General features: G+C 63.3%; 15 protein-coding genes. 10 read left to right on the top strand and 5 right to left on the bottom strand.

Annotation, left to right across the window (positions count from 1 at the left end; all coding sequences use genetic code 11):
- Nucleotides 1–23: 23 nt before the first annotated feature.
- A complete protein-coding gene (locus PI93_RS22930) occupies nucleotides 24–950 on the bottom strand; it encodes a helix-turn-helix domain-containing protein (protein ID WP_039372212.1) in 927 nt (308 codons plus the stop codon).
- 280 nt (nucleotides 951–1,230) lie between these two features.
- Here PI93_RS22930 and pobA point away from each other — a divergent pair, with 280 nt between their 5' ends.
- Entirely contained in the window at nucleotides 1,231–2,409 is a 1,179-nt protein-coding gene (pobA, locus tag PI93_RS22925) for a 4-hydroxybenzoate 3-monooxygenase (RefSeq protein WP_039372210.1), read from the top strand.
- 273 nt (nucleotides 2,410–2,682) lie between these two features.
- Nucleotides 2,683–4,059 carry an MFS transporter gene (locus tag PI93_RS22920; protein WP_039372208.1) on the top strand — a complete coding sequence of 459 codons (1,377 nt, stop codon included), beginning with the start codon at nucleotides 2,683–2,685 and terminating at the stop codon, nucleotides 4,057–4,059.
- 94 nt (nucleotides 4,060–4,153) lie between these two features.
- Here PI93_RS22920 and PI93_RS22915 read toward each other — a convergent pair whose 3' ends face one another.
- From PI93_RS22915 to PI93_RS22905, 3 genes are all read right to left on the bottom strand, one after another.
- Nucleotides 4,154–5,020 carry a DUF72 domain-containing protein gene (locus PI93_RS22915; protein ID WP_039372206.1) on the bottom strand — a complete coding sequence of 289 codons (867 nt, stop codon included), beginning with the start codon at nucleotides 5,018–5,020 and terminating at the stop codon, nucleotides 4,154–4,156.
- An 81-nt stretch (nucleotides 5,021–5,101) separates the two neighbouring features.
- Nucleotides 5,102–6,889, bottom strand: coding sequence for a chloride channel protein (locus PI93_RS22910; RefSeq protein WP_052240790.1), 1,788 nt, complete (start codon nucleotides 6,887–6,889; stop codon nucleotides 5,102–5,104).
- A 13-nt stretch (nucleotides 6,890–6,902) separates the two neighbouring features.
- Complete coding sequence (locus PI93_RS22905) at nucleotides 6,903–7,340, bottom strand: MarR family winged helix-turn-helix transcriptional regulator (RefSeq protein WP_052240779.1); 438 nt, start codon at nucleotides 7,338–7,340, stop codon at nucleotides 6,903–6,905.
- A 241-nt stretch (nucleotides 7,341–7,581) separates the two neighbouring features.
- Here PI93_RS22905 and PI93_RS22900 point away from each other — a divergent pair, with 241 nt between their 5' ends.
- Entirely contained in the window at nucleotides 7,582–7,824 is a 243-nt protein-coding gene (locus PI93_RS22900) for a hypothetical protein (protein WP_039372203.1), read from the top strand.
- A 45-nt stretch (nucleotides 7,825–7,869) separates the two neighbouring features.
- Here PI93_RS22900 and PI93_RS22895 read toward each other — a convergent pair whose 3' ends face one another.
- The gene (locus PI93_RS22895; protein WP_052240778.1) at nucleotides 7,870–9,099 is read right to left on the bottom strand and encodes a porin; all 1,230 of its coding nucleotides are present in this window, start codon (nucleotides 9,097–9,099) and stop codon (nucleotides 7,870–7,872) included.
- 379 nt (nucleotides 9,100–9,478) lie between these two features.
- On the opposite strand from PI93_RS22895, the gene PI93_RS22890 reads away from it, so the two are divergent.
- The 7 genes from PI93_RS22890 (at nucleotide 9,479) to ahpF (ending at nucleotide 17,316) form a co-directional block, all read left to right on the top strand.
- A complete protein-coding gene (locus PI93_RS22890) occupies nucleotides 9,479–10,402 on the top strand; it encodes an N-formylglutamate amidohydrolase (RefSeq protein WP_080759268.1) in 924 nt (307 codons plus the stop codon).
- A complete protein-coding gene (locus PI93_RS22885) occupies nucleotides 10,399–11,193 on the top strand; it encodes an IclR family transcriptional regulator (protein WP_052240777.1) in 795 nt (264 codons plus the stop codon). The genes PI93_RS22890 and PI93_RS22885 overlap by 4 nt, the downstream gene beginning before the upstream one ends.
- A 107-nt stretch (nucleotides 11,194–11,300) precedes the next feature.
- On the top strand, nucleotides 11,301–12,800 hold the full coding sequence (locus PI93_RS22880) for a YfcC family protein (RefSeq protein ID WP_052240776.1): 1,500 nt from the start codon (nucleotides 11,301–11,303) through the stop codon (nucleotides 12,798–12,800).
- A gap of 63 nt (nucleotides 12,801–12,863) precedes the next feature.
- A complete protein-coding gene (locus PI93_RS22875; protein ID WP_039372201.1) occupies nucleotides 12,864–14,084 on the top strand; it encodes a hypothetical protein in 1,221 nt (406 codons plus the stop codon).
- A gap of 44 nt (nucleotides 14,085–14,128) precedes the next feature.
- A complete protein-coding gene (locus tag PI93_RS22870; RefSeq protein WP_052240775.1) occupies nucleotides 14,129–14,797 on the top strand; it encodes a Vgb family protein in 669 nt (222 codons plus the stop codon).
- A gap of 169 nt (nucleotides 14,798–14,966) precedes the next feature.
- Nucleotides 14,967–15,530: an alkyl hydroperoxide reductase subunit C gene (gene ahpC / locus PI93_RS22865; RefSeq protein WP_039372199.1), complete on the top strand. Its 564-nt coding sequence runs from the start codon at nucleotides 14,967–14,969 to the stop codon at nucleotides 15,528–15,530.
- Between the two features lie 187 nt (nucleotides 15,531–15,717).
- Nucleotides 15,718–17,316 (top strand): alkyl hydroperoxide reductase subunit F, encoded by a 1,599-nt coding sequence (gene ahpF, locus PI93_RS22860; RefSeq protein ID WP_039372197.1) that lies wholly within the window; start codon nucleotides 15,718–15,720, stop codon nucleotides 17,314–17,316.
- Nucleotides 17,317–17,491 lie beyond the last annotated feature (175 nt).

Raw genomic sequence — 17,491 nt, 5'->3', positions numbered from 1 at the left:
CTCGCCAACCCGGCCAGGTGTCGTCACTCGTCGCCCAGATGGGCGTTTTGCGCGGTGCGCCGAAAGGTCGACGGCGTGACGCCGACATGCCGTTTGAACACGCGGCAGAAATACGCCGGGTCCTGAAAGCCGAGTTCGTAGGCGACGTGCGAGACGGGCGCGGGGATGTAGATGAGCTTGCGGCGTGCCTCGAGCATCAGGCGATCCTGCACCAGATCGAAGGCAGACTTGCCCGCAATGCGGCGGCACAGCCGGTTGAGCTTGCTCTCGGTGACATGCAGCCGTTCGGCGTAAGCGGGAATGGCCCAGGCCTGCGTGTAGTGCGTCTCGACGAGCGCACGAAAGCGCGCGAAGAGATCCAGTTCGGTACGGCCGGAGCGTGTTGCGGAATCGTGATGCGCGTGCAATCTGGCGAGCAACAGCAACACGCTGCGCGTGAGCCATCCGACCATCTCCGCGTGCCCCAGTTGCGGGCGCGAAAACTCGTCCATGATCAGGCCAAGCAGCGTGTAGAGGCGATCGCGCGTTTGCGGTGCATCGCCCAGCGGGAAGAGCCACGGCTTGCTCAGCAAGGACTCCATATCCGCATCGGCGCCGATAGCTGCGTCGAACGGCACGCTTTGCGCCATGGTGAGCACAAAGCCGTGTGCACCGCGCGAAAAGCGGAAGTTGTGTACGGCGGACGGATGCACCGTGATGACGGCCGGTCCCTCGACTTCCCAAGTCGCGTCGTCGACGTTCGCTTCGACCGTACCTTCGAAAATCGCCAGGACCTGAAAGAGTCCCAGATGCCGATGAGTATCGATATGCCAGTCGTAGAGGCGGCTGCGCGTCTCGATCCATTCGATATGGACGAAGTCGGCGCTGTCGGTTTGTGTCAACTCTCCGTATAGCGAGAATTCCGGAATCGTCTCGCGAGCCGCACGTAGCCGGGATGACGCGCCTGACATACTGGTTTTCCCTTGGGCGAAGTTGTCAAAAAAGTACAAGAAAGTCGTCGATTCATCCATTCAACGCGACGCGCGCGCTCCATAAGATATGACGCATTCGCCCCTCGTGACAAGGCGTGAACGCCGCTTTCGGCATGCTCGTTTACGCGCAGTCCTAAGTTGGTGCAGCGTGTGCAAGGCAGCCAAGAAATGCAATCCACACGACTGCCGTTTTCCTGTCGCGATATGACCCGGCGCAGACATGCCGGACGAGGGCGGTGCAAATCTCAGGAGACAATTCATGCGTACTCATTACCCCGTCGTCATCGTCGGCGCCGGTCCTGCCGGCTTGCTGCTTTCCCATCTGCTTCACCTGCAAGGTATCGAGTCGATCGTGCTCGAATCGCGCTCGCGTGCGGCGGTCGAGTCGACCATTCGCGCCGGTGTGCTCGAGCAGGGAACGATGGACATTCTCAACGAGACCGGAGTGGGCGAGCGCATGCAACGCGAAGGCGCGGTGCATCACGGTGTCGAACTGGCGTTCGGCGGTCAGCGTCATCGCATACCGCTCACCGAATTGACGGGGCGTGCCATCACCGTCTACGCGCAGCACGAGGTCATCAAGGATCTGATCGCGGCGCGCGAAGCCGCACAGGGCGAGATTCTGTTCGACGTGTCGGACGTCTCGGTGCACGACATCGACAGCACCCAACCGAGCGTGCAGTTCACGGTGGATGGTCAGACACGGCGTTTGATGTGCGACTTCATCGCGGGCTGCGACGGCTTCCACGGGGTATGTCGTCCCGCGATGCCGGCGTCGGTGCGCAAGGAATATCAGCGGGTGTATCCGTTCGGCTGGTTCGGTGTGCTGGTGGAGGCGCCGCCGTCGTCCGACGAGCTGATTTACGCCGCGCACGAGCGGGGGTTCGCGTTGATCAGCACGCGCTCGCCAACGGTGCAACGCATGTATTTCCAGTGCGATCCGAGCGAGCGCGCCGAGGCGTGGAGCGACGAGCGTATCTGGAGCGAATTGCACACGCGCACCGAGACACACGACGGCTGGCGTCTCAAGGAAGGCCCGATTTTCCAGAAGAATGTGGTCGCGATGCGCAGCTTCGTCGCCACGCCGATGCAGTACGGTCGTCTGTTTCTGGCGGGCGACGCCGCGCACATCGTTCCTCCGACGGGGGCCAAGGGCATGAATCTGGCGGTGGCCGACGTCTGGCGCCTGGCGCGTGCGCTCGACGACTTCTTTCATCGCGATAGTGAGTCGGCGCTTCAGGGCTATTCCGAAGCGGCGCTCAAGCGGATCTGGCGCGCCGAGCATTTTTCGTACTGGATGACGCGCATGCTGCACCGTATCGACGACGCCACGCCGTTCGAGCAGCAGATGCAGCGCTCGGAACTGGAATATGTGGTCAGTTCGCGCGCCGCGTCGCTCATGCTGGCGGAGAACTATGTGGGGCTGCCGCTCGTGTGACGAGTGGGGCGTCGGGGCCGGGCCACCGATGTGCTATAACCGCCTGCGGTGGCCGGGAGCATAACCGGCCGTTATGGATGGTCTGACGAAAGATCATTTGGGCGGGCAGCCGAAAGACGTACAGTAGCGGCAGATTTCGACGCCGCAGCACCGCTGCGTCAAGACGGTCAGGTCGCGCTCACCCCCAGATGAACGGGCGCACACAGGCGGCGCCGAACTCAAAATAATAATGGGATGACAAGCGGGGCGGCGACGCCCCGAGGAGACAGCTTCATGAATCAATCGCGCACGGTGGACGTGCCCGCCTATATCAACGCACAACGGTTCTCCAGCTATCAATGGCTGGTGCTGATCCTTTGTTTCTTCGTGGTGGCCATCGATGGTTTCGATACGGCCGCCATCGGCTACATCGCACCCTCGCTCGTGCAGCAATGGCACATCGATCGCGGCTCGCTCGGCCCGGTGCTCTCGGCCGCCCTCTTCGGTCTGGCCGGTGGCGCAATCTTTGCTGGGCCGCTTGCCGACAAGCTGGGGCGCAAGACGCTGCTGGTGCTCTCCGTGGTCTTTTTCGGTATTGCGAGTCTGGCAACGGCGTTCGCTCAGGACCTGGAGACGCTGACCGCGCTGCGCTTTCTCACCGGTCTGGGACTTGGCGCGGCGATGCCCAACGCCGTGACGCTGATCTCGGAGTACGCACCGGAGTCGCGTCGCGCCGTGATCGTCAACACGATGTTCTGCGGTTTCCCGCTCGGGGCCTCGGTCGGTGGCTTCGTTGCCTCATGGCTGATTCCGCACTTCGGTTGGCACAGCGTGCTTGTGCTGGGCGGTGTGCTGCCGCTGGCGCTCTCGGTGCTGCTCGTGCTGTGTTTGCCGGAATCGGTGAAGTTTCTCGTCGTGCGCCGCAAGCCGGTGGAACGCGTGCGCCGCATTCTGTCGCGCATCTCCGGTGAATCGCTCAGCGACGTCGGCACGTTCACGGTCAATGAAGCCGCGCCGAAGCGCGCCGGTTCGGCCATCGGCGTTGTGCTGTCCAGGCAGTACGGCTTCGGTTCGGTGATGCTGTGGCTCACGTATTTCATGGGGCTCGTGATCTTTTACCTGCTCACGAGCTGGATGCCGATTCTGTTCAAGGACGCGGGCTTTACCATCGAACGTGCCGCGCTCATCACGGCACTGTTCCCGCTGGGCGGGGGCATCGGCACGATTCTGTCGGGCTGGCTGATGGACAAGTTCAATGCGCAGAAGGTGGTGGCCGTCGGGTACGCACTGACTGCCGTGCTCGTGTACTCGGTGGGGCAGGCCATGGGCAACATCGGCTGGCTGGTGGCGTTGATTTTCCTCGCCGGCACGGCGATGAACGGCGCGCAGTCGTCGATGCCGTCGCTCGCCGCCATGTTCTACCCGACGCATGGGCGTGCGACCGGTGTGGCATGGATGCTCGGCATCGGACGCTTCGGCGGCATCGCCGGGGCGTTGCTCGGTGCAGAATTGATGCGCCGCCATCTGGGCTTTTCCGCGACCTTCTCGCTGCTGGCGATTCCGGCCGTGATCGCGACCGTTGCACTGCTGGCAAAGAATACGTGGGAGCGCGCCAGCGGGAATTCATCGACAACGTCGAGCGACGCCCGTAACTCGGCCGCCATGCACTGAAGTTCGTCTGAACGATTGACCGTAGTCTTGGCAGTACCTCACGCGGCGCCCTGGGCGCCGTTTTTTTGCGAGGCGTATTCCTTGCGAGACTGGGTCAGTCCTTCGCCAACGCGTCGATCATTGCCATCGCGGCGGCGGGATTGCGTTCCTTGAAGCCGCTGATGACATAGAGAAACACATCGCGATGCTTCGCCTTGGGCGGGGCGTCTGAGAGGGTGTCGAGGTCCTTCGGTACGCCGCCTTGTGCAAAGACTTGCGCACGTTCGAGCCATTGCGTCATCGCCTTTGGGGCATATCCGAGCTTGTAGCGCTCTTGCGTGCCCATGAGTCGCGCGTAGACGAACGGTGCGGTGACATCGGCAATGCAAGGGAATTTCGCGTCGCCAGCGAGCACGATCGCCATCTGGTACTTGCGCGCCAAGGCGATGAACTCGGGCACGGCAAAACTCTCGTGCCGGACTTCCAGGGCATGACGAATCGGATGGCCACCCGCTTCGGCCGGCAACAGACTCAGGAAATGCTCGAAATCCTGCGCGTCGAAGGCCTTCGACGGGGCGAATTGCCAGTTCACCGGACCGAGCTTCTTGCCGAGTTCCAACACACCGCTGTCGAAGAAGCGCGAGACCGATTCGCCGGCGTCGGCGAGCACGCGCCGATGGGTGGTGAAGCGCGATGCCTTGACCGAGAACACGAAGTCGTCCGGGGTTTCCTCGAACCAATGCCGGAACGTTGCGGGCTTTTGCGAGCCGTAGAACGTGCTGTTGATTTCGATGGAGGTGAGATGCCGGCTGGCGTATTCGAGTTCGCGGCGCTTGGGCCACTTTTCAGGATAAAACGCGCCTTGCCACGGCGCGTAATTCCAGCCGCCGACACCGATGCGAATGTGGCTGCCGGCCGAGGCGTGCGGCGCGCTTTTCGCACTCGTCGCAGGGAGGACTTCGGGGGATTGGGTGGTCGCCATCGGGGATTGCACAGGGTGCCCTGCGCCTTCGGTGGGATGAAGTCCCCGATGGTGAAGCAATGCGCCGACGTGCGTCAATGGTCAGTGACGTCGGCGCCCGAGATGAAGCATGCGTTCGCGCACTTCCTCTTCCGAGCGCCAGTGCTCCGCAGGCTTGACCAGATCGCTGCGGCTGATGATGCCGATGAGCTGGCGCGAAGTGGCGTCGCTCACGACGGGCAGCCGCTCCAGTTGATGCGCGGCGAAGCGTGCCGATACGATCCGCCCTGTCTCCGAAGGCAGCGCGACGAGCGGAGGATTGACACCGTACAACGCTCCCAGCGTCTTGAGTCCTTGCGCCTGTGCACGCATGAGCGTCTGGCGATCGACCATGCCGAGCACGGCGTTCGAAGCGTCGACAACCGGGTACGCGCGATGACGCTGACCGGCACCGAAGGCCTCCTTCGTCGCGGCGTCGATCGACATGACGTCGCGTAGGGCCACCGGCTCGTGACTCATCAACTCTCCGACATGCAGACGCTCCAACGGATCGACACCGTACTCGCGATGAATATGACGTCCGCGTCGCGCGATCTTTTCCGTCATGATCGAGCGCGGCATGATCCAGATCGACACGCCGTAGGACACGCCACATGTCAGTAGCAGCGGCAGCAGCGCATTCACGTCGTGTGTGAGACCGAGAGCGAAGACGATGGCGGTGAGTGGCGCGCCGAGCACGCCCGCGAGGGTGGCGGCCATGCACACGAGCGCCCAGAGCGAAACATCGCCACCGGGCAGTACCGTGGCGAGCAGCGTGCCGAGGCCCGCGCCGATCATGAGCAGCGGGGCGAGTACGCCGCCCGAGGTGCACGAGCCCAGCGCAATCGCCCAGACGATCGCCTTCACAATCAGCAGCGCCAGCGCGGCATGCAGGGTGAAGTGCCCGGCGAGCAGATCCGCGATGACGTCGTAGCCGACGCCCAGCGCGCGCGGCTGGAGGTAGCCGCCGATGCCTACGGCCAGACCGCCGATCGCAGGCCACCACATCCAGTGCACGGGCAGCTTGTGGAAGCCATCTTCGATGGCATAGAGTGCGCGCGACATTCCCGCCGACAACAGGCCGGCGCAAACCCCGGCGACCAGACAGGAGAACAGTGCGATGGGGGCGACGTCCGCCGTCGTCATGGGAAATAGCGGGCCGGCTTCGAGCATCAGTGGTCGCGCAAAGCCCGCGACGGCGCAAGCCACCATCACCGGCAGCAGGCTGCGCGGACGCCATTCGAACAACAGCAGTTCCACCGCAAGCAGAACCGCTGCGACAGGCGTGCCGAATACGGCCGTCATGCCGGCGGTGGCGCCGGCGACCAGCAACGTCTTGCGCTCGGCGGCGCTCAGATGGAAATACTGGGCGATGAGCGAGCCGATGGCGCCGCCCGTCATGATGATCGGTCCTTCGGCGCCAAACGGGCCGCCGCTGCCGATCACTATGCCCGACGACAAGGGTTTGAGAACGGCAACACGCGGTGACATCTTGCTCTTGCCGAACAGAATCGCCTCGATGGCTTCCGGAATTCCGTGGCCGCGAATTTTGTCGCTGCCCAAGCGTGCCATCACCCCGACGATCAGCCCGCCGATGACCGGCAGCACGATCACCATGGCACCCAAGGTGTGATTGGCAGGCGAGCGTGGCGCAAGCGACAGCGTTTGATAGAAGAAGAGGTTGGTGAAGCCCTGAATCAGTTGCAGCAACAACCACGCCGCCGGCACGCCGCAAAAGCCGATGACGGCGGCCAGCGCGAGGAGTCGTGGCAGCCCCGGTGCGCGCGTGAAGTCGCGTGCGTGCGAGGGCAGGGTCGGGTGGGGTGAGGCAGGAGGGGGAGCGGAAGCCATGACGGTGCCGTGATTACAGATGAACGCCACGAATGTGGAAGATGTCTGCAAAGGTGCTTAACTCGTTGCGATGCTGGGCGGCGAGATTGGCGAGACAGGCGTCGCCTGCCGCCGACAGATGCACTTCCACCACGCGCCGGTCGCTGTCGTTTTGACGGCGCGTGACCAGCCCGGCCTTCTCGCAACGCGCGACGAGCGCCACCACGCTGTGATGCACGGCTTGCAGGCGTTCGGCCAACTCACTGATGGACGCCCAGTCGCGCCCCGGTATACCTTTCACATGAAGCAGCAGCAGATATTGCTGGGGCGTAATACCACCTTCGCGCGCCGCCATCTCGCTGAAATTGAGGAAGCGGCGCAGGCGATAGCGGAATTCCGAAAGCGCTTCGAAATCGCTTTTGGTCAGCGCGTCGGCGGTGATCGATGAGCCGGGTGAGGTGGGCTCGGGCATGGGCAGTGGGGCGATGAACGCCGGAGAGTCCGAAGAGCGAAAAAATATATCACAACACGATATATTTGACGGGCTTAGGGATAGCCGGGGTGACAAATCAGGCCTGCAACGTGCAAAATCGCGAAAAAACGAGACTCAGTCGTTGACTAGAACTCGATCCCCGCCGAGATGCTGAAGTGTGGTTGCCGTGGGATGGTGACGAGCGTCGTTCGAGCGGGCCGACCTCTGACAGGGAGGAGACATGGCTTCCACGGTCCGACGCCGCTGGCGTGCGGGTACGTTGTTGTTGCTGTCGGTGGCACTCGGCTCCACCGTTGCCGCCTATCACTACGCCACTGGCTTCGAGCTGGGTGGCGGTGTCTTTGAGCAGATCGGATTTGGACGCCAGGGCACGTCGTCCGGGCCGGTCGCGCATGCGCGCGGCTCGCCGTCTTCCTGTCCGGGCGCAGATTGCCGCGATGGGTCGACGTCGCAGGCGCACTGAGTCCGGTTTGCTGCCGCACCCCATTGCAGGGTGCGGCCCTCCCGTTTAGAACACGTGACGCAGACCGATGGTCATGGCGTTTTGCGTTGCATCGCGTCCCGGCGCGCCGCCGGTGATGCCGGGGTTATACATGTCCCAGGCCCGCAGGTTGGCGAAGTACGAGTAGATGTCGGTGCGCTTGGACAGGAAGTAGTCCAGACCGACGTTGAACTGGAGCAGACGGCCCGTTGCGGGCGCGCCGACGAACGAGTAGCGCGAGTGCAGCACGGCGCCGATCAACTCGAGATTGGGCAGTACCCAGTAGTTCACGCCGACGTCGAACACGTTGGTGGCGTTGTTGTTCGACCCTGCGGCCGCAAAGGCGCCACTGCTTGCCGCGCTGGTGGGCATGGTGGCCAGCGGTGCAGCCGTGCCGCCGAAGCGTGCCAGCGGTTGCAGCGTGCGCGACCACGACGCGTAGACACGCGCCTTGTCCCACTTGTAGCTCGTGCCGACCATCCACGTGCGGATACACACATCGCCCGCCTGACCGAACGCCGGATCGCAGCCCGCGCCGGAGCTTGCGCCGACGTCGCTCGACGTGTTCGTGGCGGCCGTACCGGTGCCCAGACGCGACTGCCAGTAACCGAAGCCCACGCCGAAGCCACCGTATTTGTAGTTCGCACCGAAGCCGAGTGACTGACCCGTCGCCATAGAGCCGGCCGTGCCGCCGAAGCCGTAGGTGACGTTGGCCGTCAGGCCGCGATAGTCGGGGGTGTCGTAGCGGACCGAGTTGTTGGCACGGTTGCCACCCACGCGGTCGAGATTGTTGTCGTGTACGCCGTTGATGAACACGCCGAAGTTGTAGACGCTCGAATACCAGGTGGCGATCTCGTCGATGTAGTCCTTGCGGCGACCGATCTGCACGGTACCGTAGGGGCTCGAGAGGCCGACCACCGACGTGCGACCCAACGGCAGTCCGCCTTGTCCGGCGGTGCCGTTGGCGACCGAAAAGCCCCCTTCGAGGATGAACAGCGCCTTCATCCCGCCGCCAAGATCCTCTGTCCCCTTCATGCCCCAGCGCGATTGCTGAAGGTCTCCGCTGTCCACGCTGAAGCGGCTGCCTGTGGCGCCGGTCGGACCCGCCACCTTGCTCACGTAAGTGACGCCGCTGTCGATCAGCCCGTACAGCGTGACGTTCGATTGCGCGAGCGCTGACGTGCTGAGCACCGACAGCGCTGCGACCCCCATCCCCATTGCGGCCACGCGAGCGTTTGGCCAAACCTTCTGCTTCATATCCCCCCTCCGGGTTTGTGTTGAATAATGCACTTCGTATGTCTTATTGATTAAAACAATGTTTTGAAAATTATCGATTCAGGAACGCGAAGACGTCAACCGTCGAGAAAAAATTGCGAGTGACGAAGTGGCGCTAACGGCGAATTACATGTATTTCAATGATCGAAACACGAAAAAATATTCATGATCGGCAAGGGTTTGCGCGATTCTGGAGGAGCGGACTTGTGCCGATGACAGATTCCTTGCTTGACCGGCTCAAATTTTTGAGGCTTAATTTTTAATACACTGTTTTAATAAATAAAACAAAAGGGGTTCTGCGACGAAGGTGGTCGCGATTTCGGCCCGTCATGGGGTCACTGGCGCGTGAGAAAAATTTTTGATGGTGACGCAAGAAAACAACACGACCGCTTTGCCCGGCACATTCCTGACCGGTGAGATGACCCGCCGCGAGGTCTGCGGGGTGGTGCCGCCGAGCGCGCCGTCGCTCCCGATCGTGTTCGACTCGCCGCACAGTGGCATCGACATGCCCGCCGACTTCGGCACGGTCGCGCCGCGTGAAGCGCTGCTCACCGGATGGGATGCGTTCGTGGACGAACTCTGGGCAAGCGTGCCGCGTCACGGCGGCACTTTGATCGCTGCAAATTTCCCGCGGGCTTACATCGACGCCAATCGCGCCGTGACGGATATCGATGCCGACATGCTCGACGCGCCGTGGCCGGGCCGCATTGCCCCCGAAAAGTACTCGGCGCGCGGCATGGGCCTGCTGCGTCGCTACGCCCTGCCGGGCATGCCGATGTACGACCGCAAGCTGACGGTGGCCGAGGTGCGTCATCGCATCGAGGCTTACTACCTGCCATATCGTCGGGCGTTGAGCACAGTGGCCGATGCGGCCTATGCCGAGCATGGGGCGCTGTGGCACGTTGACTGCCATTCGATGAAGTCGCGAGGCAATGCGATGAACGTGGACGACGGCGAGTCGCGTCCGGACATGGTCGTGAGCGACCGGCTGGGGACGACCTCCGACCCGGCCTTTACGCAGTGGGTGGTCGAAGCCTTGCGAGAGCAGGGTTACCGTGTTCAGGTCAATGCGCCGTATCAGGGGGGCGATTTGCTCACGGCCGTGAGCGATCCGGCCCGCCGGCGTTCCAGTTTGCAGATCGAAATCAATCGGGCGTTGTATATGGACGAGGCGCGCTTTGTGAAGCACGCGGGATTTGATACGCTCGGGCGCAACCTGGAAACGTTCACGGCTGCGCTCGCCCGCTGGGTGCGCACGCAGTCAAGCCCGAAGGAAATCCCATGAACTACATCGTCGATTCCGTCGACAGCGCCCTGAAACTGCTCTCGCTGGTCGCGGAGCATCCGGGACTCGGTGTGACGGAGCTGTCCAATCGTCTGGGCATCAACAAGTCGCGCACCTACCGCATGTTGTGCACGCTGGAGCACAACCGCTTCGTGTTGCAGGACGAGCGCACCACCACCTATTCGCTAGGACCGCAGGCGTTTGTGATCGGTGTGGCGGCGTCGCAGCAGAACATTCTTGTGCGGGCCGCGCAGAAGTTCATGCTCGCGCTCAATCAAGCGATCAACGAGACGATCGTGCTGCGCGTGCGCGAGGGGCTGGAGACGGTGTGCGTGGCGCGCTGCGAAACCACACATCAGGTGCGCTCGGTGGGCTCGGTCGGCAATCGCCGGCCGCTCAGTTCGGGGGCGTCGGGCAAGTTGTTGCTTGCGTTCTCTCAGGATGCGATTCGCAACGAGTTCTTCGCACGCATGAAACATCTGCCGGTGGCTGCCGAGCCGATGGCGTTCGCCGACGAGCTGGCGGCGGTGGCACGCAAGGGCTATGCGATGAGCGCGGGCGAAGTCACGAGCGGCGCGGTCGCCATTGCGGTGCCGGTGCGCGATGTGTCCGGCGATGTGGTGGCGGCGCTTTCCATTTCGGGGCCGGAAGCGCGCATCAGCCGCATCGAGATTCCCGATTATCTGGAGCGTCTGCAGGCGTGCAGCCGGCAGATCTCGGCCGAGCTGGGGTATGCAGGCGCCGCCGGCGCGCAGGCCCCGAACGAGGCGCAAGCCAACAAGGTGGCGTAGTCCGGCGCTCGTGCCCGGGCCGGCGCGTCAATCGCATCGGCTGAACGGGGCGGGGCGCAGCGCAACGTCATTTCACCAACACAAAAGAGACAACAGGCAGGACTGACATGACAGCGCTTGCGCCGACGCCCGTCGACGGGCATCCCCATTCCGATCTCGCGAATCCCGCTGCCGGGCATGGCGATGGCGAGCCCGGCAAGGCCGAAAAACCGCACGGCAAGATGCTCCACCCCGTCGTCATGATGCTCTGGGTGCTGATCATGGCCGTGGCGATGACATGGTGGGTCGACGCCGGGCGCTTCGAGCGCGACGGCAAGCTGGTCGTGCCGGGGACTTATCAGGTGGTGCCGAAGATGCACGACATCGGCACACTCGTCGCGCCAAAGGCCGCGCACAGCACGCCTGAACAGGCGCAGCCGGCCAACGTGGTGTCGGCGTTTCTCTCGGTGCCTCAAGGCCTTGTGAAGAACGCGCCGCTCATCTTCATGGTGATGTTCGTTGGCGGCATGTTCGGCGTGATGCGCAAGACGGGGGCCATCGATGCGGGCATCGACCGGCTGCTGCAACTGACGTCGGGCAACATGTATGTGCTCGCGCCGTTGCTCATGGTGCTGATTGCGCTGGGCAGCACGTTACTCGGCTTCATTTCCGAGTACCTCGTTGTGATTCCCATGGTGATGGTGCTCACACGTCGGCTGGGGCTTTCCAATCTGTTCGCCGTGGCGCTGGTGGCGATTGCGGCGAAGATCGGCTACATCGCGTCGGTGACCAATCCGCTGGCGCTGGCCGTGGCGCAACCGTTGGTGGGGCTGCCGCTTTTTTCGGGCATTGGCCTTCGTATCGCGGTGTTCGTGGTGTTTCTTGCGCTGGGCATCGCTTACTTTCTCTGGCATGTGTACCGCAGCGACTATCGTTTGGCCGAGGCGCGTGCACAGATGGCGACGGTGGCGCATTTGCATGCGCGGCTATCCCCTCGACACAAGGCCACGCTGCTCGTACTGGCGCTCGCAGCAGTGATGCTCGTCTACGGCACGCGCGAGCTGAAGTGGGGCAATCTCGAACTGTCGGCCTTCTACGTGCTGACGAGTCTGGTGACGGCGGTGGTCGGCCGCCTCGATTCGCGCACGGCCGCCGACGCGTTCGTGGAAGGGCTCAAGGGCATGATGCTTGCCGGATTGCTGATCGGGCTGGCGGCGTCGGTCGAAATCATTCTGCACGGCAGCTACGTGCTCGATACGCTCATCAACGACTTCACGCTCAAGGTGCGAGGGCAATCGGCGGTAGCCGTCGCCAACGGTCTGATGGGCGTGCAGATGGCGCTGGACGTGTTTATTCCGTCGGTCTCCGGCAAGGCGGCGGTGAGCATGCCGATCATCGGACCGATCGCGCAACTCTCGGGCGTGAGTCCGCAGACGTCGGTGCTGGCGTTCCTGCTGGGCGGCGGCCTGACGAACATGATCACGCCGACATCCGGCATGTTGCTGGCCTATCTCGCCACGGCGCGCGTTGGCTTCGGCCAGTGGCTGAAATTCATCCTCCCTCTGTTCTTCGTGTTGCTCGTGCTGTCGGGCGGTGCGCTCGCGTTCGCGGTGATGAGCGGGTATTGATCGACGCGGGGGCTGCGCGAAGTCGTGGCAAGGGCGTATCGCGCCACGCGGTAATATCGCGCGATGGACTCCCTCATCGCCGCTTCCGCCCGCGCGTTGGCTGCGGGCGACCCGCTGGGTGCGCTGCACCGTGTCGCGCTTCGCGACGATCCGCCTGCGCTCGCGCTGCGCGGAATCGCGATGGCGCAGCTCGGGGACTATGCGCGTTCGCGAGAATTGCTCAAGCGTGCCGCCCGAGGCTTTGGCCGTCACGAGGCCCTCGCCCGTGCGCGATGTGTCGTTGCCGAAGCCGAAGTCGCCCTCGCCACGCGCGATCTGAGTGGGACCACACGCTCGCTGCAAGACGCGGCCTCGCTACTCGCCGCGCACGACGACCTCCCCAACGCCATGCTCGCGCGGTTGCTCGTCGCACGCCGCCTGCTGCTCGTGGGCAAACTCGACGCCGCCGCACAGGCGCTGCAAGAAGCCCCGCTACCCAACGTGCCGGCGCGTCATGTCGCTGTCCACGCGCTGATCGTCGCCGAATTGGCGCTGCGCACGCTGCGGGTTGCCGATGCCAGGAACGCGCTCGCTCGCGCACAAGATGCCGCCACTGCCGCAGGTGTCCCCGCGCTCAGCGCTGAAATTGAAAACCTGCACGATACGTTGCGACGTCCCGCCGCCCGGCAATGGCATGAGGGGAGGGAGCGCACCCTCAATCTCGACGATGCGGTGTCGCTGCTTCACTCGGACTCGCTGGTGATTGACGCTTGTCGTCGCGGCGTCAGCATCGGCAACACGTGGCGTCCGCTGGCGAAGCGCCCCGTGCTGTTTAGGCTGGCACAACAACTGGCCCGCGCCTGGCCCGGCGATGTCGAGCGCGAATCGTTGATCGCCGACGCCTTCCGGCTGCGTCATCCGGACGAGACGCATCGTGCGCGTCTGCGTGTCGAAATCGGACGTCTGCGCGCGCTGCTCAAGGGCATTGCCGAGATCGACGCGACGCCGCGCGGCTTCGCACTGAGAACGACGACGGCGGCCGCCGTGACCGTGCTGCTGCCGCCCATCGATGGCGAAAGCGCATCGTTGATGGCCTTGCTGGCGGACGGCGCGGCGTGGTCGACTTCAGCGTTGGCACTGGCCCTCGATGCCAGTCAGCGCACCGTGCAACGTGCCTTGGGCGACCTCGAATCGCAAGGCCGGGTGCGATCCATCGGCCGTGCCCGGGCGCAGCGCTGGATGGCGCCGCCGCTCACCGAATTCACGACGATTTTGTTACTCCCTGCCGGATGGTCGTTTGGCTAGAGTGGTCTTGCACGCCAACCTCGGCGTTACCACAGGAGACTGATATGACGAGCAAACCGCAACGAAGCCTTCCCGCCGCCACCGTGAGCGCGGCCGACATCACTTGCGAATACGGCCCGTTCCCCGGCACAGCGAGCATCCACGGCGTGACCTTCGATGGTCGGCAAGTCTGGGCAGCCAACGGGGAAAAACTGCTGGCCATCGATCCGGTCAGCGGCGAAGTCCTGCGCACGATCGACGCCGCAAGCGACGCCGGCACCACCTTCGATGGCACCCATCTCTATCAGATCGGCGAGAACCGCATCGACAAGATCGATCCCTCCACCGGCCGTGTCGTGCATTCGATTCCCGCACCGGACAGCGGCAGTAACTCGGGACTGACGTGGGCCGAAGGCAGTCTTTGGGTCGGACAATACCGCGACCGGCGCATCTTTCAAGTGGATCCGGCAACCGGGAAGGTCCTTCGCAGCATCGAATCCGACCGGTTCGTGACGGGCGTCACATGGGTCGGCGACGAACTTTGGCACGGGACATGGGAGAACGACGAGAGCGAATTGCGTCAGGTCGATCCGGTCGGTGGCGAAGTCCTTCAGCGTGTGCAGATGCCCGACGGTGTCGGCGTGAGCGGTCTGGAGTACGACGGCAAGGGCCTCTTTTACTGCGGTGGCGGCGCGAGCGGGAAGTTGCGCGCCGTGCGCTACCCGAAGAACTGACAACGCCCCCTCACCAGAATGGCCTTTGGTGCGCGGCCATCGTCATTGCGGCCAGGCTATCGGTACCGATAGCCTGGCTTAATTGAATAGATTTTAATAATCAATTTCTGTTAATTGATAGCATTCGGCATACTGTCAACACTTTCCACCCCGTCAGAGAGACAACGACATGCCGATCATCAACACCCAGATCAAGCCGTTCAAAGCCAACGCCTACCAAAACGGCGATTTCATCACCGTGACCGACGAAACCCTGAAGGGCAAGTGGTCGGTGGTGGTGTTCTACCCGGCCGACTTCACGTTCGTGTGCCCGACCGAGCTGGGTGATCTGGCCGACCATTACGAAGAATTCAAGAAGCTGGGCGTCGAGATTTACAGCGTCTCGACCGATACCCACTTCACCCATAAAGCCTGGCACGATACGTCGGACACGATCCAGAAGATCCAGTACCCGATGGTTGCCGACCCGACACTCGCGATCTCGCGCAACTTCGACGTGCTGATCGAAGAAGAAGGCCTGGCACTGCGTGGCACGTTCGTGATCAACCCGGAAGGCGAGATCAAGCTGTGCGAAATTCATGACAACGGCATTGGCCGCGACGCCAAGGAACTGCTGCGCAAGGTGCAGGCAGCACAGTACATTGCAGCGCATCCGGGCGAAGTCTGCCCGGCCAAGTGGACGCCGGGTGCCGAAACCCTGAGCCCGTCGCTCGACCTGATCGGCAAGATCTAAGCGGCACGCGTCATCACCGTAGCAAGCGCCGCTCCCGTCACGGAGCGGCGTCCCGCCGGCGCGTCAGCCCCCCTAAACCTGCCGCGCCGGCACCCACCCCCGAATTCCCGACGCTCATCTGCGCCTGCCGCTGGCCGACGCGGTGGCCTCTGCTCGCCCTAATACCCTATTGAGACGGATAAACGCCATGTTGGACGCGAACCTCAAAGCCCAGTTGCAAACGTACCTCCAGAAAGTCACGCGCCCGATCGAGATCGCTGTTTGGCTCGACGACAGTCCCAAGGCGGCCGAGATGAAGGCGCTGGTGGACGAGATCGCGCCGCTCTCGCCGCAGATTGCAGTTGTGGTGCGCAACGACAGGGATCAGGACGCAGGCGAGCGTCGTCCGTCTTTTGCCATCGGTACGCCGGGCGAGGCACCGCGGATTCGTTTCGCCGGTCTGCCCATGGGGCACGAGTTCACGTCACTGGTGCTTGCGCTGCTGCAAGTCGGCGGCCATCCGGTCAAACTCGACGACGACACCATCGCGCAGATCCGTGCGCTGGACGGTGATTTCCGCTTCGAGACGTACATTTCGCTGTCGTGCCAGAACTGCCCGGAAGTCGTGCAGGCGCTCAACGTCATGGCGCTCATCAATCCGCGCATTCAGCAGGTCACCATCGACGGCGCGCTGTTCCAGAGTGAAGTCGAAGCGCGTCAGGTGATGGCCGTGCCGACGGTGTTCCTCAACGGCGAGTCCTTCACGCAAGGCCGTACCAGCGTGAAGGAGTTGCTTGCGAAGCTCGACACGGGAGCGAGCGCACGGGCCGCGAAGGCGCTCGAAAACAAGCCGGTCTACGACATGCTGATCGTGGGCGGTGGCCCGGCAGGCGCCGCCGCTGCCATCTACGCCGCTCGCAAGGGGATCGTGACGGGCGTGGTCGCCGAGCGTTTCGGCGGTCAGGTGCTCGACACGATGGCCATCGAGAATTTCGTCTCGGTGACGCACACCGAAGGGCCGAAGTTCGCCACCGCGCTGGAGCAACACGTCAAGACGTATGACGTCGACGTGATCGACACGCAACGCGCCGAAGCCTTGATCCCGGGCAAGATTCACGAAGTGCATCTGGCAAGCGGCGCCGTACTGAAAGCACGTGCCATCGTGCTTGCTACCGGTGCGCGTTGGCGCGAAATCGGCGTGCCGGGAGAACGCGAATACCGCAACCGTGGCGTGGCTTACTGCCCGCACTGCGATGGCCCGCTCTTCAGGGGCAAGCGCGTCGCGGTCGTTGGCGGTGGCAACTCTGGCGTGGAAGCGGCCATCGATCTGGCGGGCATCGTCAAGGAAGTCACGCTGATCGAATATGGTGCGCAACTCCGTGCAGACGAAGTGTTGCAGCGCAAGCTGCGCAGTCTGCCGAATGTGCGCGTGCTGATGAACGCGCAAACGACCGAAATTCACGGTGACGGTCAGAAGGTCAACGGCCTTGCCTATCGCGACCGTGAATCCGGCGAGACCGGCGCGATCGCGCTCGAAGGGGTGTTCGTGCAGATCGGTCTGGTCCCCAACACCGAATGGCTCAAGGGCACGGTGGCCCTCTCGCGTCACGGCGAGATCGAAGTCGATGCCAAGGGCAAGACGTCGCTGCCCGGCGTGTTCGCGGCGGGTGACGTCACGACGGTGCCGTTCAAGCAGATCGTGATCGCGGTAGGCGACGGCGCAAAGGCCTCGCTGGGTGCTTTTGAACACCTGATGCTCAGCTCGGTGGAAGACGAAGCGACGACACCGGAGAAGATCGCTGCCTGAGCGTCGCTGACGCGGCTGCGCGCCGCACTCATTTGACAGTCGAGCCCTCACGCGTCATGCGCGTGAGGGCTTTTTTTTCCATGCCGTCCCGGCCGGTGCGCTGCCTGACATTGGCCCGCCGGTCGCCGAGCGGCGGGTCATCGACAGTCGCGTTAATGGGAAAACGTACCAAATT

This window comes from Pandoraea fibrosis (genome assembly GCF_000807775.2).
GTDB classification, from domain to species: domain Bacteria; phylum Pseudomonadota; class Gammaproteobacteria; order Burkholderiales; family Burkholderiaceae; genus Pandoraea; species Pandoraea fibrosis.
Note: the sequence above shows the minus strand (reverse complement) of the source record. Positions and strands in the feature narration are given on the sequence as shown.